Genomic DNA, 24,547 nt, shown 5'->3' on the forward strand with positions numbered 1-24,547 from the left:
CACGGCTCCGGCGTGACCGGTATTCCGTGAAGGCAAGGGGTGAGGCCCGGGGACACCACCGTACCGACAGTCAGTACAACGCTTGGGCGGTGCAGATGTTCCGCCGCGGGAGCACCCGAACATGTGACGTCCATCCCTTCGCGGCCTAAGGCGCACCGATGACCCTCGGCGAAGTCGGCCCGCCGACCACGATGATCGCCGGCCGGTTGCGCCACGGCATCGAACCCGGACGAGCTGCCGACAATAGGAGCCGGTGGCACGTCGGCTCGGCAAATGACCGACTGGTGAACTTCAATTCCAACAGGGAGCTGCCGGTGAGTTGCCTGGCACATCTCGGGTGTGCTACGTTCTCCCGGCGTTGATCATCTGGGGTGACTTCGCACCGAGGGCGACCTCTGCGGTGAATCTGATCAGCGCCTCGACGAAATATCATCCAAGCGTTCAGGAGTATGTGAACTTGAAGCGTGTTCTGAAAAACCTGGTGGTCGCAACGGGAGTCGCCGCGACGATGACCCTTTCGCTGGGCGGCGCCGCGAGCGCGAAAGAAGCCGGCGACTACTACGGCCCGTTCGTGACCGAAGGGGAGTGCGAGAGCGCCAGGATCCTGTTCAACTACAGCGATCCTTGCTACTGGTCACTCCGCAACGGCGGCAGCTGGTGGTTCTACGGCGGCTTCTAAACGCTGCCAGGACAACTGAAGAAACCCTTTTCTCCGGCTGAGCCGAGGAAGGGGTTTCTTCATGTCTTGCAGTCAGTGCATTCAATTGGCGGAGCGCAGATGTTCGAACCGCTCGAATGCCGGTCATCTGCCTGGGGCGGTGGATACAGCGGTCGCCGCATTCATGGAGCTGGTGGTCAAGCTATCTCCGCGCGGCCAGGCTGGCCGCTCGAGCGCGATTACCCGGACGCACCCGGTACCTCCGAAAAAAAGGGGGTACCGGGTGCGTCATGGGCTCACTGCACGTTCGCGCAGTGGTGGTGCAGCGGCGGGCCACCGGGGTCGTCGAGGGTGATCCAGAGGCAACCGCGGGCCACCGGTTGCCAGACACCGCCCCAGGGGTTGTTGGCCCACACCCGGTGCCACTGGCCGTCGGCGTGGATCAGGGTGCGACCGGCCATGGTGATGAGCGGGTTCCCGCCGGGGTGGCCGCCTGGGCGGGCACCCCGCCGAGACCGAGCCAGCTCGCGGCCGGCACGAGTGCGGCCAGGATCTTGCGCACGGCCCGCTCCCTTCCGCCGGTCAGCAGAGGTCCAGCCACCGGACCGGTGAGCCCGGTGATGTCACCGTTGCGGAGCCAGCCCCAGCTGTTCAGCGAGGGCACCCAGGCGTAGGTCTGCCCCCCAGATCCTGTCGGCCTGGCAATGCGCGTAGATCACCTCCTCGGCGGTCGAGCCGATCGACGAGGGGCCGCCGTACTCGCTGAACACGATGTTCTGACGGCCGACCGCGATGTGACCCGGCTGCGGAGCCGCCTCCACGGCGGTCGCGGGTTCGGCGGCGGCCGAGGCGCCGGTGGCGCCCAGCGCGCCGGTGAACGCGATACCGCCGGTCAGTGCGGCGGTGATGAGGTGCTTCCGGAACACGTGCATTTTTCCTCCCGTTTTTGTGCACGCCCTGTTCTCAGACGAGGAATTCCTACGCACCGACGTAAAGGGCGTACCATCGCCCGGACACCGGGTCGTAGTATTCCTGGCAGTAGTAGTAGGTGCCGCTGCCGTGGGTGATGTGCCACAGTCCGGCCGAATGGCAGGCGGCCAGGTCCCTGGTGCTGCCCATGTAGCCCACGCCGGCCGCGGCGACCCGCATCGCCACTCGGCTGGGCGATGCCGAGCACGCGCTGGGCTCGCTCGCGCGCCCGGTGCACACCGTGCTGATCGACACCGCCACACCCGCGCCCGGCGCTCCGGCCGCGCACCTGTCCGGCAGCGCCACGCTGGCTCACCGGCTGATTGCCGCTCCCGGCGCGTGCTGGGGCAGCGCGGTCGCCAGGCTGGCCTACGCCCGCCACGGTGGTGCTGCTCGGCCCGGACGAACCCGCCGACAGCTCGACACAGCCGAGAACAGCCGGGTTCGCGGCCGCGGTCAAACGCCTGGAAGCGCAGCAGGCACCGGGAGTGGTGTGCTGTCCGCAAGCGCGCCCGTGGTGGCAAAATCCGCTGTCACTGCACGTGCTGCGGCCGCTGTGCATGCCGCCGCCGCGATTCGCCCCCGCCGACGCGCTGGGCGCCACCCTCGTGCTCTCCCGCGACGCCGTCACCGCCGCGCTGTCGCACCGTGGTGGGCTGGACCGGGTCACCAGGTCACACCCCCACGCCCTCGACGTGCTCGCCGCCCGCGCTGCGGCACTGACCGTGTCCCAGGCTCCCGCACGCCAGCCCCACTGCGGAGATCCGCAGTCGGACCACGCGCCCAACCTGTCGCAGGCCCACTTCAATGCCGTGGTGCCCGCCGCCCTGCGGCTGAGCCGGCTGGCCCCGCCCACCCACCGCACCAGCCAGCCCCTGGCCATGATCACGCGGGCAGGGGCGGTGGCGTACCCACCGGAGTCCGGCTTGCTCGAGCACATGTCCGAGCTGTGCGCGGAGACAGCTCGATCGGGACGAGCCAGCACCGGCACCCGGCCCGAGCCCTTGGTCACTGCCTGGCATCAAGCGCGCGTCCCGCGTCCGGACTACGCCGCCATCGCGAGGAGTTATGGCCCAACTACGTTCGCTGGTGTGGCCGCTGGTTCAGCCGGGCCCGCCAAGCAGGTACCAGCCGCACTCTGTGCGGTGGCGACGGTGTACTGGGGCAGCATGCTGGTGCTGGTGGCCCTCGGCCGGGTACGCCGCGGCGGGATCGCGCTCTGCGCCAGCGGCATCTCGCACCGTGGCTGGACCTTCTCCTCGTTCCTGCCCTGGGACAGCATCATCGCCGCGACAGCCGCCATGGTCCACGGCACGCCGCACGTACTGGTGCCCGCCTCGGCGAACGCACCGTGGCAACGCCGCCAGTACGCACGGTGGTGGCCCATCGACAGGCTTCCTCCGCACCCGGCGATCGCGATCAACTGCGCGGCCTTCGCCATCGACCGCACGCTGCTCCTGCGCGCCACCGAAGCCGCGCCGGAACAGGATCGGCCCCTGCCGCACGACTGCCTCCGCGTTCCCGGCGACCACTCCACCGTCCTAGACGAGCACACCGCCACCACCGTGGACGCCATCCGCGCCCGGGAAACCCATTGACCCTCGCCGGTCGGGGAAACGAACAGGGGTTCATTTCTCGATGAAACCCCTTGGGAGAGGTGTGCCGGCACCGTTTTGATAGCGAAGCCGACACCATTCCGGCTGATCCACCTCGCAGGGAACAGGAGTTCGCATGGAACGCAGGGTCAAAGCTGCCGCCGCCGTCGCCGCGCTCGCTCTCGCCGGTCTGGGCTCCGGGACGATGGCCGCTTCCGCCGCACCCGCACCGGGAGGTGGCGGCGTCACGATCCAGGCCGACTGCCAGTGGTTCGTCATCAAACGGGATCCGCAGGCCTCCGCGTCCGCCACCTGCAAAGTCCTGGACGCCGGTGCCACGAGGTTCCGCGTGGTCATCGAATGCGCGGAGGGCGGTAGAATAGAAGGCAATGCGTCGATTCGCAACGGGCTGTCCAGCGCGCGGTGCCCGGCGAACAGCTGGATGACCAGCAACGGACCGTGGTTCCAGTTCGTGAGCTGATCAGGCATCCCCCTGCTGGGGTCCAGTCGCCGGCCGGGACCAGGCGCAGGAACTCCTCCCCCAGTTCCCGCACGAACCGCTCTCCCCGCGCCGTGACGAGCGGGCCCGCCCAGGTGTGGGCCTCGAAGACCGTTTCCGCGTCCGGGTGGGTCATGGGGTGGGTGACGAACCCGGAACCGGCTGCGGCGGATCACGCGGACAATTGCAGCGCGCCCGATCCGGCGATCTGCTGTGGCGAAGATCCGGGCCGGGCACGCCGACGCGCTGCTCCTGCGCTCCTCGACTAAGCGCTCTCGGCGGCACCCTGGGCCGCCAGACGGTCGCAGCGCACCTCCGGCGGGGGAGAGCATCGACGTCACCGTCCGCAGGCGTGACACCGCGGAGGCGCGGCGCGACCTCGACGGCCCGGTACGCACCGTCCTGATGGCGCCACGTTCTCGCTCGTCTCCCTGCCCGCAGCCGCTCCAGCCCCGCCCAGTGTCAAGGACAGGCACTGTGCCTGAAACTGGCCGGCACACCGACTGCCGGCAAGCCATTGGCAGGCATGTGCGACTCCGCGCGCTGCCCGCAGGCCACCCATCACCCCTGTCATCGGCCCGTGTGCGAGGCGTCGATCGCCACTACCCAGGTCTTCCTCGGCAACCTCACCCGGCGGCAGACGACCGAACGCACCCGTCTGCAGGCGCAGCTCGCCCGCGCGGAACGAGTCCTGGCCGAAAATCGATACCGCCAGTACACAGGGCGGCAGCAGTGAGGAGGCGAGTTGACGGTGGGCCGGTTGACCGAGAAAACCCGCGCGCAGAACGAAGCCGCGATCCGCGCGGCGATCGACCGGCTGCTCCGCGGCGATCTTCCACCGGCGGCAAGTGCGACGTCAACACCCTCTCCAACGCCAATGGCGTCACCCGCGCCGCCCTCTACACCACCTACCTGCACCTCAAGGAGGAGTTCGAACGGCGACGTGACCAGCTTCGCGAGACCGGCGTATTCCCTGCCCCGCGCGACGCCCAGATCGAGCGCCTGAAGCAGCAGGTTCACCACCTCAAGGAACGCCTGACCGACACAGAGCAGGACAACGCCGACCTCGCGGTGCTTCGCACCCGAACGCTTTCCCAGCTGGCCGCACAGCACAAGGAGATCGCGAGGCTTCGCGCCGCGCTGGCCAGCTCCGGCAAGGTCAGCCCCTTGCCATTGGGTTCACGATCGAACCTGAGCGCGCCTTGCCGCACGGTTCTGCCCGGTGCCGGGCTGAGGCGGCCCCCACGGGGCAACGCACCAGGCGGAAGAAGGTGCGCAGTTCGTTGACGAACAGGTGCGGTTGCTCGAAGGCTGCGAAGTGGCCGCCTCGGTCGGGTTCGCCCCAGTGGCGGATGTCGGTGTAGCGGTTGGCCGCCCAGCGGCGGGATGGGCGGGGCATCTCCTTGGGGAAGATCGAGCAGCCGGTGGGCACGGGCACGGTGTCGGTGGTCGCCTTGCTGAACCACTCGCCGACCTCGCGGAAGCTTTCCCAGTAGAGCCGTGCGGAGGACGTCGCGGTGCGGGTGAGCCAGTAGAGGGTGATGTTGTCGAGCATCTGGTCGCGGGTCAGGACGGTCTCGGGGCGGCCGTCGCTGTCGGTCCAGGAGGCGAACTTCTCGACGATCCACGCGCACAGCCCGGCGGGGGAGTCGGTCAGTGCGTAGCCGACCGTCTGCGGCTTGGTGGTCATCTGTTCGGCGTACCCGGACTCGTGCGCCTCGGCGTGCCGCAGGTCGGCGAGCGCGGCTTCCTCGGCGGGGGTGAGGGCGTCGAAGGTGGCCGGGTCCGGCGCCGCGATCGGTGGCATCACGTGGATGCCCGCGAGCTGGCCGGTGTCCTGCTGGCCCATGCTCGTGGTGACGCTGGTGCCCCAGTCGCTGCCCTGCGCGCCGTACCGCTCATAGCCGAGTCGGGCCATCAGCTCCCGCCACGCGGCGGCGATGCGTTGCACGGTCCAACCAGGTTCGGTTGGGCGGTCGCTGAACCCGTAGCCGGGCAGCGACGGGACGACCACGTGAAAGGCGTCGGCCGGATCGTCTGGCTCGGTCAGCGGGACGACAGCCTTCTCGAACTCGAGTATCGAGCCGGGCCACCCGTGGGTGAGCACGAGCGGCAGCGCGTTCTCGTGCGGGGACCGGACGTGCAGGAAGTGGATGCCGACCCCGTCGATCTCCGTGCGGTACTGGGGGAACGCGTTCAGCCTGCGCTCGGTGGCACGCCAGTCGTACTCGGTGGCCCAGTACTCGCACAGCTCACGCAGGTACGCGAGTGGCACGCCCTGGGACCAGTCGCCGACCGGCTCGACGTCGGGCCACCGGGTGCGTCGCAACCGGTCGGTCAGCTCGGTCAGCTCGGCGTCGGGAACGTTGATACGGAACGGAATCATGAGTACACCCCGGTCGGTCGATGTGGTGCCGCCGCGGTCGCGAGCGCGGACAGGACATGCGGGCTGAACGGCACTCCCGCGATCGTGGTCAGCGCGCCGGTCCACCCGGCGACGAAGTAGTCCCAGCCGTCCACAATGGACGAGCCGCGGGCGGTGGCCTGGCGGAGGAAGGCCAGGTCGCCGCGGTAGTTGAGGTCCCACGCGACCGTGCCCGGGCCGAGCGGCGCGCGGTCGGTGACCGGACTGCCGGGCCGGTCCTTGCCGAGCCCGGTCGCGTTGACGACGAGCGACGCGCCGGCCACGAGGTCATCGGCCGGACCGGACAGGCGCACCAGTTCGGGCCGGGCGCCGATCCGGTCCGCGACGGCCCGCAGGTCGGCGAGTGCGGTGGCGTCGATGTCGGCGAACACCATGTGCGGCGGGTCCTGGCGGGGAGCACCGGAGTCGACGTCGAGGTGCAGCGCGAGCAGCAACGCCGTGGCCGCGCCGCCCGCGCCGAGGCACACGATCCGGCGGCCGGCGAAGGAGCCGAGGATCGCGGTGAGAGAGCGGGCGTCGTTGGCGTATCCGGCGGCGCCTCTGCTGGTGACCAGGGTGTTGATCTCACGGGTCAGGTCGGCGAGCCGGTCGCGCGACGTCAGGTTCCCGGCGCACGCCCGGTACAGCCGCAGTTTGTGTGCGGTGACCACCGCGCCGCGCACCCAGGGGTTGTTCCGCATCGCGGCCAGCAAGCGCCGGTAGGTCTCCGGTGGCGTGTCCGGTGGCAGGTCGACACCGCGCAGCGTCCAGGGCTGGTCGAGCGCGGCCGCCCAGCCGTCGAACACCGCGTGCGCGAGCGACCCGCCGGTGCTGATGCCGACGAACAGGACCAGCGGCTGGCCGGTCCAGTCCTCGACCTGGTCGTGTGGGATTACGCGGTCGGTCATCGTTCCCTGTCTGGGGTGAGGGTTTGTCGCCATGCGGTGACGGTGTTGTCGAGGTTCGGTGCGTGTTCGAAGACCGATGCGCCGAGGAATCCGAAGTGGACACCATCTTGCCGACAGTCGCGTAAGGCCGCAGGTTCGGTGAGCGGGCCGCCGTGGGCGAGGAGCAGGACGTCCTGGCTGGCCGCGCGGGCCGCCGCCGCGACGGCCGCGAGCGTGTCGACGTGCCGGGTGGTCATCGGCCCGGCACGGGTGATCCCGAGATGGATGACAACCGCCTCGGCGCCGTGTCCGGCCAGCGCGCTCGCCTGAGCCGGTGTGCACGCGTAGCCCCACGGCCGCAGCCCGTGCTCGCGGGCCAGCGACATCAGCTCGATCTCGCGGTCGAAGCCGAGTCCCGCCCGCTCCACCGCGGCGCGCACCGGCCCGGTCAGCAGCGCGGTGGTCGGCGCGTTGAGCACCCCGGCCACACCGTGCTCAGCCAGCTCGGCGAGCACGCGATCGGGGCGCCGCAGCCCGTCGTTGGCGCACACGGTCGCGAGGACCGGCTGTCCGCTGCTCGCCGCCACCACCTCGGCGACGATTCCCAGCGTCAACTCGTTCGCGCTCGCCCACGGCAGCAGACCGGCCACCGACGGCAGCCCACGCGAGCGCAGCACGCTGGAGTGGTAAGCCACGATCACGTCCACACCGGCGGTGGCCAGCCGGGCGGCGGTGCCGGCGTCACCGGCCGCGGCGGCGAGAAGGACGCCGGTCACAGCAGGTTCGCGTGTCGCCGGTCGAGCGCCGCGTGCGGGATGTCGGCGGCCTGCTGGAACGTCCCACACATGGCATCCCCGAGCACCAGGCAAGCCTGCTCGAACAGCGACCCGGCGTGCTGGGCGCTCCCGACGCGCGGCACCACCACGACGACGTCGGCCGCCGCGGTGAGCGGGGAGTCCGGATCACCGGTCAGCACACCCACCCGCGCGCCCCGCGCCCGCGCGACACCGGCGTTGGCCACCGGTCCGCCGGTGCGCCCGCTCTCGGACAGGCAGACCAGCAGGTCGTCCTGGCCGATCGCGGGCGTCACCGTCTCGCCGGCCACGTGGACGCGCAGCCCGAGGTGCATCCACCGCATGGCGAGCGCCCGCGCCACCAACCCGGAGCGTCCCCTGGCGTCGAAGTAGACGGTCGGCGCCGCCTCGACGGCCGCCAACAGCGTCGCCACCGCGTCCGGATCGACGGCCGTCACGGCACGGCGGACCTCGTCGAGCACCGCATCGGCCCTCGCCAACACGTCAGCCATGCGGATGCCCCCCGATCTGGGCACGTGCCGCTACCAGGAGGCGGTTGGCCGGCCGGTCGTCGTCGCGGCTGGCGAACCTGGCCTGCAGCGCCGCCGTGAGCACGGGAGTGGCGATGCCCTGCCGGACGGCCTCCTCCGCGGTCCACCGGCCCATGCCGGAGTCGGCAACGGCGGCGGCCACCCCGGTCAGCGTGGGATTGGCTGCCAGCGCGTCGACGGTCTGTGCCAGGAGGAACGACCGGGCCGAGCACCCGGCCTGCCAGACGCGCAGCGCGGTCAGCGGGTCAAGCCCCTCGCGGGCGGACAACATGGCAAAGCCTTCCGCGTAGGCCTGCATCAGGCCGTACTCGACGGCGTTGTGCACGGCCTTGACGAAGTGCCCGGCACCGGTCGGTCCGACGGTGGCCACGGCCCCGGGTGCGGCGAGCGCCTCCAGCACGGGCCGGACACGCTCGGCGTCGGCGGCAGCACCACCCACGGTGAGCCCGTACCCGTGGCGCCAGCCCCACTGCCCGCCACTGACGCCCACGTCCAGGAACCGCACGCCCGACTCGGCGAGCCGGGCGGCCCGCTCGGGCGCCAGCCGCCAGTCGCTGTTGCCGCCATCGATGACCAGGTCGTCCTCGATCAGCAGGTCCGCGAGTTTGTCGAGCACCGAGCCCACGACCGGCGGCGGCACCATCACCCACACCGCGCGGGGCGGAGCGAGCTTCGCCACCAGCTCGGACAGCGAGTTGGTGGCGTCGATCCCCGCCTCGAGCGCCCGCCCGACCGCGACTGAGGACACGTCAGCGCCGACCACGTCGTGTCCGGCGTCGACCAGCCGTCGCCCCATGGGGCGACCCATCGTCCCGAGTCCGACCAATCCGAGTCGCATACCCCCTCCTCTCACCAATGGATTGACACCGAGCCGTGCTGTAGTGCCAATATCGAGCCATAAACACTTCCCGAATAGAGCCAATCGCGGTCCTATTGGATGGAATCGATGATGCACATTCACGACGCGTTGGGCGATTGGTCCGCCCGGCCCGGTCCGCTGTACGCCCGGCTGGCCGCCGCCATCGGCGCGGCGGTCGACCGAGGCGACATCCCGCCGGGCACCGCGCTGCCACCGGAACGAGCACTGGCCACCCGGTTGGCGATCGGCCGCAACACCGTCGTGCACGCCTACGACCGCCTCCGTGAGCGCGGGCTCGTGGAGAGGCGGCAGGGAAGCGGCTCCTGGGTGGCCGGAGCGAACAGGATCGCTGGAGCGGAACGACCGCGCGAGGCACTGGCCGCCGCCGCGCTCCGGGACCCGACGACGCTGGTCGACCTGGCCACCGCCGCGTTGCCGGCACACCACCGGATGCGGGACCTCGTCGCCGCACTCGGGCAGGACGACCAGGAGACGACGGCCGCACTCGACACCCCGGGCTACCAGCCGGCCGGGCTGCCGGCGCTGCGCACCGCCCTCGCTGCCTGTCTGACCGCGCAGGGACTGCCGACCGCGGCCGACCAGGTGCTGGTCACCACGGGGGACCAGCAGGCGCTGTCGCTGCTGGCAGGCCACGCGCTGACCGACCGGGACACGGCGGTCGTGGAGGACCCGACGAGTCCTGGCGTCCTCGACGTGCTGCACGGGTTGCCCGTGACCGTCCGCGGCGCCCGGCCGGTCACGACCGGCGGCGAGGACCTGCTGCGGGTCGTGGACCGGCTCCGCCCCGGCCTCGTGTACCTGATGCCCACACTCGGCCCCGTGGGCCAGGTGCTCGGCGCCGGCGAGCGCACCCGGCTCGCCCGCGCGCTGGTCGAACGGGACGTTCTCGTGGTCGACGACGTCAGCCACTCCGGACTCACCTTCGAACCCGCTCCGCCGCCGCTCGCCGCGTGCGCGAAGTCGACGAACCTGGTCACGGTCGGCTCGTTGAGCAAGCTCCACTGGGGCGGCCTGCGGCTCGGGTGGATACGCGGCCCCGCACCGCTCGTCGCCGCGTTGGCGCGCGCCAAGGCACGGGCCGACCTCGGCACTCCCGTGCTGGACCAGCTGTTGGCGACCCGGTTGCTGGCGGTCGAGGACGAGGTGCGCGCCGAGCGCGTCGAGGCACTGCGCCACCGGCTCGCGCACGCGACCGCCGTGTTGTCCGACGTCCTGCCAGAGCTGGCATGGACATCACCCGAGGGCGGGCTGAACCTCTGGCTGCGGCTTCCGGCGGGCACTGCGACGGCGTTCAGCGAGGTGGCCATCCGGTGCGGGGTCGCCGTGGTGCCCGGCGCCGTGCTGTCGCCGCGCGGCGCCGCCGACGACCACATCCGCCTGGTGTACGCGCGACCACCGGAGGTGTTCGACGAAGGCGTCCGGCGACTCGCCACGGCCTGGCAGACCTACCGGCACGCCACGGCGAACACCCCGCCGGTGCTGCTGTGACCACGATCGGCATCGACCTCGGCGCGACACACATCCGGGCCGGACTGGTCGACCCGGCGGGCAGCCTCACCCGAGTGGTCCGGCACGCGCTGCCACCGGACCCGCCGTCCCGCCGCCGCGCACCGGCGCGGGTGCTCGCGCACTACGCGGACGTCGACGTGGACACCGTCGGCCTTGCGGTCGCGGGCACGGTGACCGAGGGAGTGCTGACCTGGTCGGCGAACCTCGGACTGGCCGACGTGGACTTCGCCGCCGAACTGCCCGGCCACCGGGTGACAGTCCTGAACGACGCCAGAGCGGCAGCACTCGCGGAGGCCCGCCTCGGCGCGGGCGTCGGCGCGTCCACCGTGCTGATGGTGACGGTGGGCACCGGCCTCGGCGGAGCGCTCGTCGGTGACGGCCGGCTACAGGTGGGCACCGGCCACGCTGGCGAGATCGGGCACCTGCGACTCGACGCGGACGGTCCGCTGTGCCAGTGCGGCAACCATGGCTGCTGGGAGCAGTTAGCGGGTGGCGTCGCACTGAACCGGACAGGCACCGCGCTGGCGGGGCAGGAGGGTGGTGGGGCGGCGTTTCTCGCCGACGCGGCAGCATCCGGTGAACCGGACGCCGTCGCCGCGGTCCAACGGCACGCCGGGCAGTTCGCGCGGGGGCTCGACAGTCTCTGTGCCGTGCTCGCACCCGATGTGCTCGTGCTCGGCGGCGGTCTCATCGCTCGCCTGGGGCCCATCCGCGACGCCTACCTCGCCGCCGCGAACGGGTTGCGCTGGCACCGGGGCAGCACGCGCACCGCCGAGCTCGGCGACGACGCGGGCGTGCTCGGCGCCGCGCTCGCGGCCAATTCATCGTAATTGGCTCTGGAAACCGCCGGCGTGAAGCGGTTGGCTCGACGAATGCGAGATCACCAGTGGTGGCATGACGCCGTCGGCTACCAGGTCTACCTACCGTCCTTCCAGGACAGTGACGGCGACGGCTGGGGCGACCTTCCCGGCCTCACCAGCCGGCTCGACTACCTCGACGACCTCGGTGTCACGCTGCTCTGGGTCAGTCCCTTCCATCCGTCGCCGATGCGAGACCACGGCTACGACGTCGCCGACTACCGCGGCGTCGACCCGAGATACGGCACGATGTCCGATGTGGACACTCTACTGTCCGCCGCGCACGAACGAGGTATGCGCGTCGTGGCCGATCTCGTCGTCAACCACACCAGTTCGGCACACCCGTGGTTCGCCCAGTCCCGCCGCTCCCGCACGGATCCGTTGCGGGACCGCTACATCTGGCGCAACCCGGCGCCCGACGGTGGCCCGCCGAACAACTGGCTGTCCCACTTCGGCGGTCCCGCATGGACGTTCGACCCGCACACCGGCCAGTACTACCTGCATCTGTTCACCCCGGACCAGCCCGATCTCAACTGGCAGCACCCGGAGGTCGCCAAGGAGGTCGACGACATCCTCCGCTTCTGGTTCGACCGGGGGCTCGACGGCTTCCGCGTGGACACCGCACACTACCTGACCAAGCATCCCGACCTGCCCGACAACCCGTGGCTGGCGCCGCAGGACGTCCCCACGTATGGCGGGGTGACCGCCGAGTGGCTGACGCAGGACCACCGCCACGACATCGCCCAACCGTCAGCCATGGCGATACACCGGCGGTGGCGGGCGATCGCCGACCGCTACGGCGCGGTGCTCATCGGCGAGGTCTACATCCTCGACCCCGACCAGCTCGCCGCATACGTGCGGGAGGACGGCCTGCACTCGACGTTCTGGTTCGGTCTCGTCGAGTCCGAGTGGGCGCCCGAGCGGGTGGCCACCACGCTGCGTGCCGCGGCCGCCGCCGCGCCGAACCTCAGCTGGGTGCAGAGCAGCCACGACCGCAGGCGCGCGGTCACCCGGTACGGCAGCAGCAGGCGCGCGCTCGCCGTGGCCACGCTGCTCATGGGGCTGCCCGGCATCCCGTTTCTGTACAACGGTGAGGAACTCGGCCTCCCGAACGGAAACGTGCCGGTTGGACAGTCACAGGATCCGCTCGCCGCGGCCGACGGCGGCCGGCAGTCACGCGACGGCACCCGCACCCCCATGCCCTGGTCGCCGGAACCAGGGCTGGGCTTCACCACCGCGCCGAACGCGTGGCTCCCCTTCGGTGACCGCACCCCGGCCGACACCGTCGCCGTGCAACAGCAGAACCCGGCGTCCCCGTGGTCCTCTCACCGCAGACTGCTCGCCGCCCGAACCCGCACAGCCCACCTGCGTGACAACACGCTGGCGTGGCTCGACATCGGCGACATCACCGCCTACCGCACAGGCACACTCCTCGTCGCCGCCAACCTCACCGAACGCCCGCACCCGTTCCACCCAAGCCCCGAAACCTGGCGATGCGAGTTCGACACCGACAGCCCCGAACCACAGACGGCTCCCCGCGAGTTGGCCCCGGCCCAGGCCGTGATCCTGAACCTCCACACCTGACCACCTCCGGTGTGGTGGCGCGACAGCCAGATGCCACCACCAGTGCGCCACGTGTCCCAGATCTAGAACTGACGCAGGTTGTTGACAGTCCTGGGCTCCTAATCTGAGGAGGCCTGTGGCTGAGCGAGTGGAGTGAGAAGGGCCTGGTCAGGCGTGTAAACCGGCGCCTGGCCGTCCTGCGTCACGCCGAGGAAGTCAGCGGCAACGTGGCGGCGACGTGTCGCTACTTCGGGATCAGCCGCAACATCTTCTACCGGTGGAAACGCCGGTGGGCGGACGAGGGCATCGACGGGCTGGAGGACCGCGCCAGCGCCCCCTTGCCTTGCCCGGCCATCACCCCTCCGAGGTAGTCGAGAAGATCATCCACCTGCGGCAGCACTACCACTTCGGCCCACTGAAGATCGATGCCCGCAGCGCTACAAACGCCACCACCAGCGGTGGAAGCGCTACGAGAAGCAGCGTCCGGGTCACCAGCTGCAGATCGACGTCAAATTCGTCGAACCGATCACCACCGGCACCGGCCAGCGCAGGCGGAAGTTCTACCAGTACACCGCGATCGACGACTGCACCCGGCTGCGCATCTCGCAATCTATCCGCGGTCGGACCAGAAGACCGCGATCCAGTTCCTCGACTACGTGCTGTCCCGGCTTCCGTTCCAGGTCGAGAAGATCCAGACCGACAACGGTGCGGAGTTCCAGTCCGCCTTCCACTGGCACGACCGGCCAGACCCCGTATGAGCGGCTTTTACAGAAGACCCGGCCCCCATCCCAGGCCGTCAACAACCAGAGGCAGTAGCACAGTAGCGGTCTTCACCGACCGGCACCGCTGGAGAAGTGTCCGTGTCGGGCGGATTATGCGTCCGGGTCGGGCTCGCGGTGGGATTCTTCGAACCAGTCGGCGGCGGCCGCTAGGTAGGTGCCGATGGCGTCGGCCAACGTGCGTTCGCCGTCGATGGGCTCACCGGTCTCGGCATCGGACAGGCCGGTCTCGGCCAGCACCGCGGCTGCTGCGCGCGTATCCGCGTTGGCGTCCGCGGGCTCGGCCCAGGCCAGCACCTCGTCCAGTTCGAGTGCCCGGATCGCGTCGCCGTTCGGGAAGAAACGCCCGTCGGGTGCGAGGTCGCTGATCGACTCCATCGTGGGCTGGTCCCACTGCCACGGCCGGGAATCTCCCGGCTCCCAGAACTCCGGCGGGTCGGTGCCCACCACGACCGCCACGAAGGTCGGCAACCTCCGGCCGTGGCGCATGGCGCGATACGTGGCCAGCGAGTATACGTACCAGAACCCGCGCGCGTCGCTGATGGCGGGAATCCCGTCGGGCGGGCCCATCATCGAAATCAACGGTGTCGGATCTACAAAGCGCATTGCTGCCTCGACGCCGCTGCCAATTCTGCGCCACAGGAATGCCAGAATCGCCACGATGAGCCCGATGATGATCGCCTTGAGCAGAGTATCTGGGGCCTCTTCCGGCAAGTCGTCCATTTCCAGGCAGAGTTCGTAGAGTAGCAATCCCGGTTCGGCCAGCCACCAGTGCAAGTATAGCCGGAAGTGCCCTGCCCACTGGTGCCCGTCCATCAACAGCATTCTGTGGTCGCCCTGATATCGCGTACCGGCGGCGTAGGGCAGATGATGCCGGGTGATGGTCTCGTTGAACACCTGAACCTTGCGTCGGCCTTTGTATCTTCCGTCGGCCGAGTTCGGCTTGATCTCGTAGAACTCCCCGGTGTCGGGGGCGGAGCGGTGAGTGATGATGTCGGGCACCGCGAATTCCTGACCTGCCGACAAGCACTCCTGACCGATGGTCAGCGGATCGATCCACGAGTTGTGTTTCCCCAAATACTCGCCCAGGTTGTTGCACCGGTGAGGGCCGAGGGCCTGGTCAAAGAAGTCCTCCTGCGGGCCGCCCGCGCGCGGATCGAACGGCGTGCACGCACCGCCCCGCACCGCCGTGCAGTAATGAAAACGGATCAGGATCTCCGCGAAATCACCCAGCCAGGCTCGAACCTCCGTGCTGAGCATGTACTCACTGGGAACGAAACACCGCTTCATATCATCCTCCTCATGCGCTGTGCGCCGCTCCCACTGCAGAGATCGGCCAGGTCACTGATTTCGCTACGCACCGGCACCTCAATCATCCGATCGTGGAGCGAGCAGGCCCAACGCCAGCCGTTGTCGATGTGATGCTTCCAGCGTGGAGCCACAGGAGAGTCCCGGAGCGACAATGGTACGCCGTTCGCTCCGGCGCGGGATCGTCCGAAATGCCGCTCTCGGCTCACCGGGTGCCTACCGCCGAGGGGCGGCCGCGGGTGCTGCTGTTGCCGGGAATGCGAGGGCGGTGATCGATGCGGGGCCAGCAATGCTGCGACTACTCGGCAGCAGCCGCGAAAGGGGCTGGTGTTCATGCATCGATGATCGACCGGCAGCAGGAGACGAGGGATCCCTGCATTACGGGGGTTGACACTGATCGCGCGGTTCCTTTCGCAGCACTCGTGATGCTGTGCGGTGACCGGAGTGCTGACCAGAGCGCACTCAGGGCAGCGCGTGTACCAGCTGTCCATCGGCTCTGGCGGGCCCTCGCCGGACAGGAGCCAGTCCAGGTCACCGGCCGCTGTGGCTGCACACCGCCTACACCCCGGCCACCACCAAGACCACCCACGCCAACAGCCTCGGCATCCCGCGCGGCGCAGTCGCTGTGGCGCGGGAAACCGACCGGGCACCACAACGTGCGTGTCCTGCCGTCGACCGCGTTCTTCCCGTGGTGCGCCGCGGCCGGGATCAACCCGCTCACCGGCATGACCCGCGACCGGCTGCGGGCCTGGATCTCCACCCAGACCAAGGCCGACGTCTCGAAACCCGCGCAGAAAGCCCGCCTCGGCGCGGTGTCGGCCTGGTGGATGCCTTCGATCGAGTCCGCGGTCTCCCCGGTCACGCGGCGCAGGCCCCTCAGGCCTGCGGCGTACTCCTCGAGTTCATGGCCGATCTCCTTGGCTCGCGCTTGGGTTAGTTCGGCTGACGGACCGGTCCAGCCCTCGGGCTTGGCCAGCTGCTGCAGCTGTACCGGCGAACCCACCAGTGATCGAGCCCTGCCAGGTGGGGCTTGTGCTGACAAAGCGGTGCACCTGGGATGGTCCCCGTTCGGATGATTCCGGCCGGACCAGACATCGTGCGCCGACTTCGGTGCAACTCCTCAACCAGGCGCCCTTGATAGACCGTGCGGCATCAATGATTCCAGAGATCGAACCACCACCGGTGGCCTCGGCGGAGGTTCGCGACCACAAGGAGCTGCTATGCGTCGCACCATGACCGTCACCGCTGCGGCAGCGATCGCCCTGGGCGGTCTGCTCGGCGGAGCAGGAGTCGCTTCGGCAGACCCTGACGTCACCGCTGAAGAGTGTATCGACGGCGGCGGCATGGCCGTGTACCAGCTGCTCAAGTGCTGGGGCGGAAAGTACGACGGGCACCGCCTGAAGCTGTGACCCAGCACCGTCGTGAGCCGGGCGCCGCCGTTTCCCACCGGCGCCCGGCCTCACTGCCGTCACCCCGGAACAGCCCGCATGGGCCCTCGCCGGGGTGTGGGTATCGAGCGCTCGGCGGGGTGTTGCCGCAAGGAGTCGACCACGTCGGCGTCGCTGGCCTTGAGCACCGTGCTGTAGCCGGAGTCGGGGATGGCCGAGATGGTCAGTCGCGGGAGCGGGCGGCGCGGTCGAGCTGGCGGGGTGGGAGCGGCCTTCCCGGCGGTGATCACCGGGAAGGCCGTGCTCGAGCCTATTCGGGGAGGTCGTAGTCGGCGCTCACGGTTTCCCAGCCGCCCGGGCAGAAGGCCGTTGCGGGGTTGCGCGGCTGGTGCCAGTCGCTGAAGAAGACCTGCCAGTCACCGCGGGTTGACTTGCACCGGACACCCACGCGGAACGCGATGTCGTGGCAGTTGCCCCCGGCCCGGTCGGAGAGCATCCAGATGGGATCGCAGTTCGCCATCGCCTGGATCGAGGACGCCGCACTGGTGTTGGTCGTGGTGGTGGCGGAGGCGGTGCCCGCACCCAGCGCGGCCAGTGCACCGGCGGTGGGCAGCACGGCCAGCGCGAACAGGGACTTCTTCATCGTTCTCCCTTGACTTGCGGATGGGTCTCGAAAGTTAGAAACCGTCTCTGTCGCGGCACTGTCACGAGGACGCGAGCAGGGCTTTCCGCGAGTGAGCCCCCGAAGCGCTACGCCCTCGGCGGCACCCGCACACCTCTGACCGGCACGCCCGACGGAGTCGTGCCGCGCGGGGACCATCGATCGGGAACCGGATGGCCCGCGCCGAAGCCGACGTCCTCAGCGCCCCCGCCGTCGAAGTCCCACTGCACTACGACGAACGAAGTTCCGCCCCGGGTCCCGCCAGCATCGGCGGCGACTCCGGTGCCGCGTACGTCGGCAACCTTCCCCGGCCGGGCACGGCCACCGGGTCCACCCGATGGGCGACAGCACCACCCGCATCGACGTGTGGCTCCCCGCCGAAACACCCCTCGGCGAATCCTGGTCACTGCCGGCCACGCCATATCCGCCGCGTCCCCGTCCCCGCACCGCGTGGCCCTCGCGCGCCTCGGCGCGCCCCCGATCACTAGCCCACGAACTCGATCCACGGGCCGTTGCTGGTCATCCAGGTATTCGCGGGGCAGCGCTGGCTGGACAACCCGTTGGGAAGTGACGGGTTGCCATACCAATAACTGCCGTCCGCGCATTCGATGACCACGCGGAACCTGTTGTGGACGCCGTCCAGGACTTTGCAGGTGGCGGATGCGGAGGCCTGCGGATCCCGTTTGATGACGAGCCACTGGCAGTCGGACTGGATCGTGACGACTCCACCACCCGGTGCGGGCGCAGCGGAAGCGGCCATCGTCCCGGAGCTCAGGCCGGCGAGAACGAGCGCGGCGACGGCGGCCGCAGCCTTGGATTTGCGGTCCATGCGAACTCCTGTTCCAGGCGATGCGGATCAGCCGGAATGGTTCCAATTCCTGCTGTCAAAGCACTGTCAGCAGACCCTTCCCAAGTGGTTTCATCCAGAAGTGAAATCACCCAGATGCCGAAAACGTCCTCGGCTCCATCAAAGTCCGCCCGCGAGTACTGCGAGCCCGCGTCAGCGCCCTCCTGGCCACGGCCGGCGAGGTCCACCACGCGGTAGTGGGTTTCGCCTTGGCCGAAGCCGACGAGGATCTCGCCGCCTCGTTCTTCGCCGAGCTGGGCGTGGCGCCCCTGCGCGTTCCACCCGGACCGGACGCCGCCGAGCAGGTGCTGCTCGCGCACGCCCGGCGTGTCCATGCCGAGCACGGCTGCCGGGAGTTCCTGGTCAGCTCCGCCGACCACGCCTTCGCCGAACTCGCCCCAACTCGGCCGGCTGGAACTCGTGCTCTTCTCCGGCCAGCCGATATCGACCCGCCTATCCGACGTGGCCCACCAGAGCCACACCGTCACCCGGCCCACCACCGACCACGACCACTCGCAGAGGTCCGGCACCGACCTCGCCCCACCGGCCGTCGCACGCCCGCGGTCACGGACAGGACCTCAGTGCTGTTCGCCAGGCAGCTACCTGATCGACTGCCGCCCGGCCGAGCGCGTCGAGCCGTGCGACGGGAACTCCCGGTAGTGGGACAACCGCCGTCCACCAGGCGCGGCCGCGGAAAACCGCAGTGGAACCCCCATGGCGGCGATTGTGCCTTCCCCTCAGGCGCGTTTGAGCTCTTCGACAGCGGCCTTCAGGCCCGCCATCGCCGTGGAGTGGAACCGCGGACCGTAGGAGACCCGGGCCACGCCCAGTTCCCGCAGCGCGGCCAGGTCCAGCTCGTCACCGGTGTTGCCGTTGACCGGCCCGGGCAGTCCGGCGACCAGCGCGGCGAGGTCGGCCTTCCGGCGCACGCCGATCGGGTACAGGCAGTCGGCCCCTGCTTCCCGGTAGAGCCGTCCCCGCCGGATCGTTTCCGCCAGCCGGTCCTCTTCGGCGACGCCGCGGCCGGGCAGGAAGGCGTCGATGCGGGCGTTGAGCACGATCGGCACACCGGCTTGCCCGGCGGCGGCGCGCACGCCCGCGAGCCACTCGGCGTGCGCTCCGGCCTCGGCCAGGCCACCGGACCGGTGGTCGGTGTCCTCCAGGTTGGCGCCGACCGCGCCGGTCTCGAGCAGGCGGTCCACCAGTTCGCGCGGCCCCATGCCGTACCCGGCTTCGGCGTCGACGGTGACCGGCACGGACACCGCGCGGGCGATGCGCCCGGCCGCGGCGAACATCTCCGGCCACGGCGCTCCTTCCCCGTCGGGGTAGCCGAGCGTCGCCGAGACGGCGGCGCTGGCCGTGGCGATCGCGGCGAAACCCACGTCGGCCACGGTTGTGGCGCTCGCCGCGTCCCACACGTTCGGCAGCACGAGCAGGTCCCCGGTGTGCAGCTCGCGCAGCCGCCCGGCAAGGTCGATCATCGGTGATCCTCCACAGGGGTCAAGCGGACAGGGGAACTGGCTGGTCGCGGTGGCACGGTCGGGGTGGCCCGCTGCCTGCCGGGTATGCCGGACGCGATCAGCAGGCCGGCGAAGGCGAAGCCCGCGACCGAACCCATCGCGGCGGTGAAGCCGGTGGTGAACTCCTCCGGTGAGGCGTAGCTCCCAGCGGCCGCGAAGACGGCCACCGCGGCCGCCACGCCGAACACCCCGCCGAGGATCCGCAGCATCATGAACACGCCGGACGCCTGGCCGATCTCGGCCGGGCGCACCGCCGCGACCACCGACTTCTGCGCCGCCGGCATGGCCATGGTCAGCCCGATACCGCCGACGACCAGCGCGGGCAGCAGTTCGCCGTAGCCGGTGGCGGGTCCGGCGGCGACCGCGATCCAGGCCGACCCGGCGGTCTGGAGCAGCAGCCCGCCCACCACGAACCGCCGCTCGCCGTACCGGTCGGCCAGCGCGCCGGCGATCGGTGCGCACACCATCAGCGTCGCGGTCCACGGCATCAGCCGCAGCCCGGCGCCCAGTGCGTCGGTGCCGTGCACGGTCTGGAAGTACTGCGCGAGGAAGAACAGCGTTCCGTACAGCGAGGCGAACACGCAGAAGTTCGCCGGGTTGGCCGTGGCGAACGCCCTGGCCCGGAAGAACCGCATCGGCAGCATCGGTGTCGCCGTGCGCTGCTCCCAGCGCACGAACACGACCACCAGCGCGAGGCCGCCCAGCAGTGCGCCGAGCACCTCCGCGCTGGTCCAGCCCGCCGCGTTGCCGCGCACCAGTGCCCAGACCACGCCGAAGGCGCCCGCGGTCACCAGTGCCCCCCGGGCAGGTCGAACCGGTGGTTCGGGCCGACGCTCTCGGCCACGCGCCGGGCGGTCAGCGCGATGGCGACCAGGCCGGTCGGCAGGTTCAGCCAGAAGATCCACTGCCACGCCAGCCCCTGTGCGATGACCCCGCCGACGAACGGGCCGCTGAACGTGGCCAGGCCGGTGCTGCCCAGGTACAGCCCCATCGCCCGGCCCCGCTGCGGGGGCGGGAAGGCCGCGCTGATCAGGGTGAGCGACAGCGGCAGCACCATCGCCGCGCCGACGCCCTGCAACGCCCGGGCGGCGATCAGGGTGCCGATGTCCGGGGACAGCGCGCAGGTCGCCGAAGCGGCGCTGAACAACGCCAGCCCGGTCGTGAACACCCGGCGGCGGCCGAGGCGGTCACCGAGCGCCGCGCCGGTCAGCAGCAGCACGGCGAAGGCCAGGTTGTAGGCGTTGACCGTCCATTCGAGCGCTTCGACCGAAGCCGTCAGATCCGCCCGGATCGTGCTCAGCGCGGTGGTCACCACCAGGCTGTCCAGCGCCATCATGAACGAGGCCAGCGACGCCAGCGCCAGCACCCACGCCTGCTTGGCGGTCATCGACGGCCCTCCCGCAGCGAGCGCGGCAAGCCGAACACGGTCAGCAGCGAGTTGTCGAGGAACCGGGTCACCGCGGCGATCCGGTCGCCCGCCAGTGTCAGCACCACGACGCCGTGCGCGTGCAGGATCGGGGTGCGCGGGTCGCTCTGGTAGCAGCCGAAAGCGGGCTGGCCGTTCGCCCGCGTGGGGACCAGCAGGAAGCGGGGGTCCTCGCGCAGCGCGACGGTCCGCAGGAAGTGCCCGATGGCGGCAGGGCCCTGGTACTCCAGCGGCAGCGGCGGCATGGTCAGCCACGCGTCGTCGGTCAGCAGGGACACGATCGCGTCGACGTCCCCGCTTTCGAAGGCGCGGACGAAATCGTCCACGATCCGGCGTTCCTGCGGTGATTCCGGTAGGGGAGCGCTGTCACGGCCGGCTGGCGGCAGTGCGCGGGCCAGCGTGTTCCGCGCCCGCTTCAGCGCGCTGGTCACCGCGCTTTCGGTGGTGTCGAGCATGCCGGCCACTTCGGCGGCCCGGAAGCCCAGCACGTCCCGCAGCACCAGGACGGCCCGCTGCTTCGGCGGCAGCTCCTGCAGCGCGGCGAGGAAGGCCAGCGACACCGACTCCCGCATCTCGTAGCGCGCCTCCGGCCCCGGCACGTGATCGGCGATCTCGTCGAGCATCAACTCGGGGTAGGGCTCCAGCCAGCTCGGTTCCGGGCGGCGGTGCGACGGCTCGGGCAACGGCACCTCCGGCCGGTGGTCCGTGCGCGGGCGGCGGGCCCCGGCCCGCAGCGCGTTGAGGCAGCGGTTGGTGGCGATCCGGTACAGCCAGGTCCGCGGCGACGCACGTCCCTCGAAGCCGCCGATCCCGCGCCACGCCGCCAGCAACGTCTCCTGCAGCAGGTCCTCCGCGTCCTGCACCGAACCGAGGATGCGGTAGCAGTGCACGTGCAGCTCCCGCCGGTAGGGCTCGACGAGTTCGCGGAACGCCTGCCCGTCCCCGGTCCGCGCCCGTGCCGCCAGCTCCCCGGCTTCGGTTCCTCGCATGGTGACTCCTTCTCTCCTGTGGCGCCCCTCGCAGGTATGGACACCACCGGCGCCGGGAACTGGGCTCGGCGAAGACGTCCGTGCGGTGCAGCTGCCCGGACACCGTCTCAGAGCGGACGATCCGTCCGTCGAGACGGGAGCGGGCCGCGGCCAGCCAGGTGTCCAGGCGCTGCGCGCAGGACTCGGGGTCGGCCAGTTCCTCGGGCAGCCCGCCGGGGCCGGGCTGGCGGGCTGCGGTGAGCAGCTGCTCCCAGTCGCGCTCGCACGGCCCCCGCGTGCTTCGACGCCGACGACGTCGAGGTGCTGGCCGCAGGCCGTGGCGATCTCGGCGATCTCGCCCGGTCGGCGCCCGTCGGCGCGGGCGATGAGCACCGCGGTGTCGAGCATGTCTTGGGCGCGGGCGACGACGCGCAGGGCGCCCTCGAGGCGGTCAGGTCGCGCGGCGAGCTGGGTCCGCCGTGGGTCACCAGCACGGCGGCGTGGGCCAGTGGGAGGGTGCGGTGGTGTCGGCGGTGGGTGGCAGGCTCGGTAAAGGCGGGAGGAGATGCTGGGAGGCGACTTGAGCGGGGTGTCTGTGGCTGATTTGCCGGGCAGGTATGCCGCGATCTTGCAGCAGCTGCGTGACCGGGGCGTCGTGTGCACCCGGAACGCCCCCTCGGTGACTACGCCGAGCATCGCCACCACCGAGCTCTACCTCGAACAAGGCCGCCGCCTCGCCGGCACCGCCGCCCCCACCCTCGCCGACCTCATCACCGCCGGCGAAGAACTCACCCCGCTACCACGCGTTCAGTAATCGATCGATCGCGTCAAGCCCGCGGTGCTCGGCGTCCACACCGCCGAGGACCGTCCACTCGGCTTCGACCAGGTCGTCGCGTTGGTCGGCGGGAAAGTCAGCCGGGATCAAGTGCGCACCGCGAGCGCGCAACTCTGGCAGAACACAGGAAGATCGCCCCGGTAGGCGGTGATCGCGAAACCACCATAAAGAGAGCTGACAGCTCGCGCTTGACCTTGACCCCGGCGTCAGGGTTTAGCGTCCGCGCCATGGAAACCAGGAAAGCCGTCCTCGTCACCGGCGCGGGCACCGGGATCGGCCGCGCCACCGCCCGCCGGTTCGCCGCCGAAGGGGCCGATGTGCTTGTGGTCGGCCGGACCCCCGAGCGGCTGGCGGAAACTGCCGACCACCCGAACATCCGCAGCCATGTCGCCGATGTCGCCGAGGATCCGGAGGGGATCGTCGACGCCGTGCTCGACGCGTTCGGCCGCCTCGACGTCCTGGTCAACAACGCCGCGATCACCCGGCCCGCACCCCTCGGCACGATCGACCGCGAAGTGGCGCAGGAACAGCTGGCGACGAACCTGCTCGGGCCGCTGTTCCTCACCCAGGAGGCGGTGCCCCACCTGGATTCCGGCAGCACCATCGTCAACATCACCTCCAACTCGCCCCACCAGGGCTGGCCGGGCAACTCCGTCTACGGCGCCACGAAGGTCGCGCTCGACTTCCTCACCCACACCTGGGCGGTGGAACTCGCCGGGCGCGGCATCCGCGTGGTCTCGGTGGCCCCCGGCATCACCGCGACGCCGGTGCTCAGCCACGCGGGCTGGTCCGCCGAGCAGATCGACGCGGCGGCCGCGGACCTCCGGCGCCGGATCCCGCTCGGCCGGATCGCCCAGCCCGACGAGATCGCCTGGTGGATCGTGAACGTCGCGCGCCCTGAAGCCGGCTACCTGACCGGTACGATCGTCCGCGTCGACGGAGGGCTGGGTGCTGCGGGCTGATGCTGATCGGTGAGCTGGCCGGCCGGGCCGGGACGACCACCCGGGCGCTGCGGTACTACGAGCAGCAGGGCCTGCTGCGGTCCGGCCGCGCGCCGAACGGCTACCGGGACTACGACGAGACCGCGGTCGCCCGCGTGGGCAAGATCCGGCTGCTGCTCGCGAGCGGCCTCACCGCTGAAGACGTCCGCGCCCTCTTGCCGTGCCTCGATCGGGAACTCACCGGTCCTGTCTGCGAGGACAGCGCCCGGATCATCGCGCACCGGCTCACCGTGGTCGAAGAGAAGCTCGCGGCGCTGGACACCATCCGCGCGCAACTCGCCGACGCGCTCAGCCGATCAAGGTCTTCAGCAGGTCGACGGTCCGCCGTGCGGTCGGGTGGTCCACCACCGGGGTCGTGGTCAGACCGCCGGGGAGTTCGCGCATGCCCAGCTCCGGGATCGCCGTGATGCCGATTCCGGTGGTGGCCACGAAAGGAGATCGCGGTGTCGAACCTCTACCTGTCGTCGAACTCTGTCGTCAATTCGGAACGGACCGCATCGGATCGGGCGCCGGTTCCCCACGATCCGCACCGCCGACGGCGCACTCCGCACGCCTGTCGTCAAAGGATCATTTGACGACAGCAAAGGACAAGGATCTGGGGGCGGATCAGACCGGTGCGGCCGAATGACCCGGTGCCCCTAACCGCGA

The 24,547-nt window shown here is 70.4% G+C and carries 28 protein-coding genes; 12 read left to right on the plus strand and 16 right to left on the minus strand.

Annotated features, from left to right (window positions below; genetic code table 11):
- The first annotated feature begins 358 nt into the window (after positions 1–358).
- Positions 359–679, plus strand: coding sequence for a hypothetical protein (locus tag AC07EG_RS38125; RefSeq protein WP_478258148.1), 321 nt, complete (start codon positions 359–361; stop codon positions 677–679).
- Positions 680–954: 275 nt separating this feature from the next.
- On the opposite strand, the gene AC07EG_RS38130 is transcribed toward AC07EG_RS38125, so the two are convergent.
- The 3 genes from AC07EG_RS38130 to AC07EG_RS38140 all read right to left on the minus strand — a co-directional run bounded on the left by AC07EG_RS38130 (position 955) and on the right by AC07EG_RS38140 (position 1,882).
- A complete protein-coding gene (locus tag AC07EG_RS38130) occupies positions 955–1,119 on the minus strand; it encodes a hypothetical protein (RefSeq protein WP_478258149.1) in 165 nt (54 codons plus the stop codon).
- 162 nt (positions 1,120–1,281) lie between these two features.
- Positions 1,282–1,590 (minus strand): hypothetical protein, encoded by a 309-nt coding sequence (locus AC07EG_RS38135; RefSeq protein WP_478258150.1) that lies wholly within the window; start codon positions 1,588–1,590, stop codon positions 1,282–1,284.
- Between the two features lie 46 nt (positions 1,591–1,636).
- On the minus strand, positions 1,637–1,882 hold the full coding sequence (locus AC07EG_RS38140) for a hypothetical protein (RefSeq protein WP_478258151.1): 246 nt from the start codon (positions 1,880–1,882) through the stop codon (positions 1,637–1,639).
- 128 nt (positions 1,883–2,010) lie between these two features.
- On the opposite strand from AC07EG_RS38140, the gene AC07EG_RS38145 reads away from it, so the two are divergent.
- The 3 genes from AC07EG_RS38145 to AC07EG_RS38155 all read left to right on the plus strand — a co-directional run bounded on the left by AC07EG_RS38145 (position 2,011) and on the right by AC07EG_RS38155 (position 4,457).
- Positions 2,011–3,225, plus strand: a complete 1,215-nt coding sequence (locus AC07EG_RS38145; RefSeq protein WP_478258152.1) for a hypothetical protein — start codon at positions 2,011–2,013, stop codon at positions 3,223–3,225.
- A 133-nt stretch (positions 3,226–3,358) separates the two neighbouring features.
- Positions 3,359–3,703 carry a hypothetical protein gene (locus tag AC07EG_RS38150; RefSeq protein WP_478258153.1) on the plus strand — a complete coding sequence of 115 codons (345 nt, stop codon included), beginning with the start codon at positions 3,359–3,361 and terminating at the stop codon, positions 3,701–3,703.
- Positions 3,704–4,301: 598 nt separating this feature from the next.
- Positions 4,302–4,457 carry a hypothetical protein gene (locus AC07EG_RS38155; protein WP_478258154.1) on the plus strand — a complete coding sequence of 52 codons (156 nt, stop codon included), beginning with the start codon at positions 4,302–4,304 and terminating at the stop codon, positions 4,455–4,457.
- Between the two features lie 423 nt (positions 4,458–4,880).
- Here AC07EG_RS38155 and AC07EG_RS38160 read toward each other — a convergent pair whose 3' ends face one another.
- The 5 genes from AC07EG_RS38160 to AC07EG_RS38180 are packed head-to-tail and all read right to left on the minus strand — an operon-like array spanning position 4,881 to position 9,195.
- Positions 4,881–6,107 (minus strand): epoxide hydrolase family protein, encoded by a 1,227-nt coding sequence (locus tag AC07EG_RS38160; RefSeq protein ID WP_478258155.1) that lies wholly within the window; start codon positions 6,105–6,107, stop codon positions 4,881–4,883.
- Entirely contained in the window at positions 6,104–7,033 is a 930-nt protein-coding gene (locus AC07EG_RS38165; RefSeq protein WP_478258156.1) for a hypothetical protein, read from the minus strand. Before AC07EG_RS38165 ends, AC07EG_RS38160 begins: the two co-directional genes overlap by 4 nt.
- A complete protein-coding gene (locus tag AC07EG_RS38170; RefSeq protein ID WP_478258157.1) occupies positions 7,030–7,857 on the minus strand; it encodes a phosphoenolpyruvate hydrolase family protein in 828 nt (275 codons plus the stop codon). Before AC07EG_RS38170 ends, AC07EG_RS38165 begins: the two co-directional genes overlap by 4 nt.
- Positions 7,785–8,318: an SIS domain-containing protein gene (locus AC07EG_RS38175; protein ID WP_478258158.1), complete on the minus strand. Its 534-nt coding sequence runs from the start codon at positions 8,316–8,318 to the stop codon at positions 7,785–7,787. The genes AC07EG_RS38170 and AC07EG_RS38175 overlap by 73 nt, the downstream gene beginning before the upstream one ends.
- Positions 8,311–9,195 carry an NADP-dependent phosphogluconate dehydrogenase gene (locus tag AC07EG_RS38180; RefSeq protein WP_478258159.1) on the minus strand — a complete coding sequence of 295 codons (885 nt, stop codon included), beginning with the start codon at positions 9,193–9,195 and terminating at the stop codon, positions 8,311–8,313. The genes AC07EG_RS38175 and AC07EG_RS38180 overlap by 8 nt, the downstream gene beginning before the upstream one ends.
- A 108-nt stretch (positions 9,196–9,303) precedes the next feature.
- Here AC07EG_RS38180 and AC07EG_RS38185 point away from each other — a divergent pair, with 108 nt between their 5' ends.
- The 4 genes from AC07EG_RS38185 (at position 9,304) to AC07EG_RS38200 (ending at position 13,537) form a co-directional block, all read left to right on the plus strand.
- On the plus strand, positions 9,304–10,725 hold the full coding sequence (locus AC07EG_RS38185; RefSeq protein WP_478258160.1) for an aminotransferase-like domain-containing protein: 1,422 nt from the start codon (positions 9,304–9,306) through the stop codon (positions 10,723–10,725).
- Entirely contained in the window at positions 10,722–11,576 is an 855-nt protein-coding gene (locus tag AC07EG_RS38190) for an ROK family protein (RefSeq protein WP_478258161.1), read from the plus strand. Before AC07EG_RS38185 ends, AC07EG_RS38190 begins: the two co-directional genes overlap by 4 nt.
- Entirely contained in the window at positions 11,577–13,187 is a 1,611-nt protein-coding gene (locus AC07EG_RS38195) for an alpha-amylase family glycosyl hydrolase (RefSeq protein ID WP_478258162.1), read from the plus strand.
- A 143-nt stretch (positions 13,188–13,330) separates the two neighbouring features.
- Positions 13,331–13,537, plus strand: a complete 207-nt coding sequence (locus tag AC07EG_RS38200) for a helix-turn-helix domain-containing protein (protein ID WP_478258201.1) — start codon at positions 13,331–13,333, stop codon at positions 13,535–13,537.
- A 501-nt stretch (positions 13,538–14,038) separates the two neighbouring features.
- On the opposite strand, the gene AC07EG_RS38205 is transcribed toward AC07EG_RS38200, so the two are convergent.
- On the minus strand, positions 14,039–15,205 hold the full coding sequence (locus AC07EG_RS38205) for a hypothetical protein (protein ID WP_478258163.1): 1,167 nt from the start codon (positions 15,203–15,205) through the stop codon (positions 14,039–14,041).
- 1,268 nt (positions 15,206–16,473) lie between these two features.
- Here AC07EG_RS38205 and AC07EG_RS38210 point away from each other — a divergent pair.
- Positions 16,474–16,662 (plus strand): hypothetical protein, encoded by a 189-nt coding sequence (locus AC07EG_RS38210; RefSeq protein ID WP_478258164.1) that lies wholly within the window; start codon positions 16,474–16,476, stop codon positions 16,660–16,662.
- Between the two features lie 289 nt (positions 16,663–16,951).
- Here AC07EG_RS38210 and AC07EG_RS38215 read toward each other — a convergent pair whose 3' ends face one another.
- From AC07EG_RS38215 to AC07EG_RS38245, 7 genes are all read right to left on the minus strand, one after another.
- On the minus strand, positions 16,952–17,284 hold the full coding sequence (locus tag AC07EG_RS38215) for a hypothetical protein (RefSeq protein WP_478258165.1): 333 nt from the start codon (positions 17,282–17,284) through the stop codon (positions 16,952–16,954).
- A gap of 502 nt (positions 17,285–17,786) precedes the next feature.
- Positions 17,787–18,131: a hypothetical protein gene (locus AC07EG_RS38220; RefSeq protein WP_478258166.1), complete on the minus strand. Its 345-nt coding sequence runs from the start codon at positions 18,129–18,131 to the stop codon at positions 17,787–17,789.
- A complete protein-coding gene (locus AC07EG_RS38225) occupies positions 18,074–18,637 on the minus strand; it encodes a hypothetical protein (RefSeq protein ID WP_478258167.1) in 564 nt (187 codons plus the stop codon). Before AC07EG_RS38225 ends, AC07EG_RS38220 begins: the two co-directional genes overlap by 58 nt.
- Before the next feature lie 249 nt (positions 18,638–18,886).
- Positions 18,887–19,630: an isocitrate lyase/PEP mutase family protein gene (locus AC07EG_RS38230; RefSeq protein ID WP_478258168.1), complete on the minus strand. Its 744-nt coding sequence runs from the start codon at positions 19,628–19,630 to the stop codon at positions 18,887–18,889.
- Positions 19,627–20,460, minus strand: coding sequence for an MFS transporter (locus tag AC07EG_RS38235; RefSeq protein ID WP_478258169.1), 834 nt, complete (start codon positions 20,458–20,460; stop codon positions 19,627–19,629). The genes AC07EG_RS38230 and AC07EG_RS38235 overlap by 4 nt, the downstream gene beginning before the upstream one ends.
- The gene (locus AC07EG_RS38240; RefSeq protein ID WP_478258170.1) at positions 20,457–21,056 is read right to left on the minus strand and encodes an MFS transporter; all 600 of its coding nucleotides are present in this window, start codon (positions 21,054–21,056) and stop codon (positions 20,457–20,459) included. Before AC07EG_RS38240 ends, AC07EG_RS38235 begins: the two co-directional genes overlap by 4 nt.
- Positions 21,053–22,084, minus strand: a complete 1,032-nt coding sequence (locus tag AC07EG_RS38245) for a sigma-70 family RNA polymerase sigma factor (RefSeq protein ID WP_478258171.1) — start codon at positions 22,082–22,084, stop codon at positions 21,053–21,055. The genes AC07EG_RS38240 and AC07EG_RS38245 overlap by 4 nt, the downstream gene beginning before the upstream one ends.
- 607 nt (positions 22,085–22,691) lie before the next feature.
- Between AC07EG_RS38245 and AC07EG_RS38250 the strand changes: the two genes are divergently transcribed.
- From AC07EG_RS38250 to AC07EG_RS38260, 3 genes are all read left to right on the plus strand, one after another.
- Entirely contained in the window at positions 22,692–22,877 is a 186-nt protein-coding gene (locus tag AC07EG_RS38250) for a hypothetical protein (RefSeq protein ID WP_478258172.1), read from the plus strand.
- Between the two features lie 248 nt (positions 22,878–23,125).
- Positions 23,126–23,860: an SDR family NAD(P)-dependent oxidoreductase gene (locus AC07EG_RS38255; protein ID WP_478258173.1), complete on the plus strand. Its 735-nt coding sequence runs from the start codon at positions 23,126–23,128 to the stop codon at positions 23,858–23,860.
- Positions 23,860–24,306 carry a MerR family transcriptional regulator gene (locus AC07EG_RS38260; protein ID WP_478258174.1) on the plus strand — a complete coding sequence of 149 codons (447 nt, stop codon included), beginning with the start codon at positions 23,860–23,862 and terminating at the stop codon, positions 24,304–24,306. Before AC07EG_RS38255 ends, AC07EG_RS38260 begins: the two co-directional genes overlap by 1 nt.
- The last annotated feature ends 241 nt before the right edge of the window (positions 24,307–24,547 follow it).

The sequence above is a fragment of the Amycolatopsis sp. NPDC045836 genome, assembly GCF_056431745.1.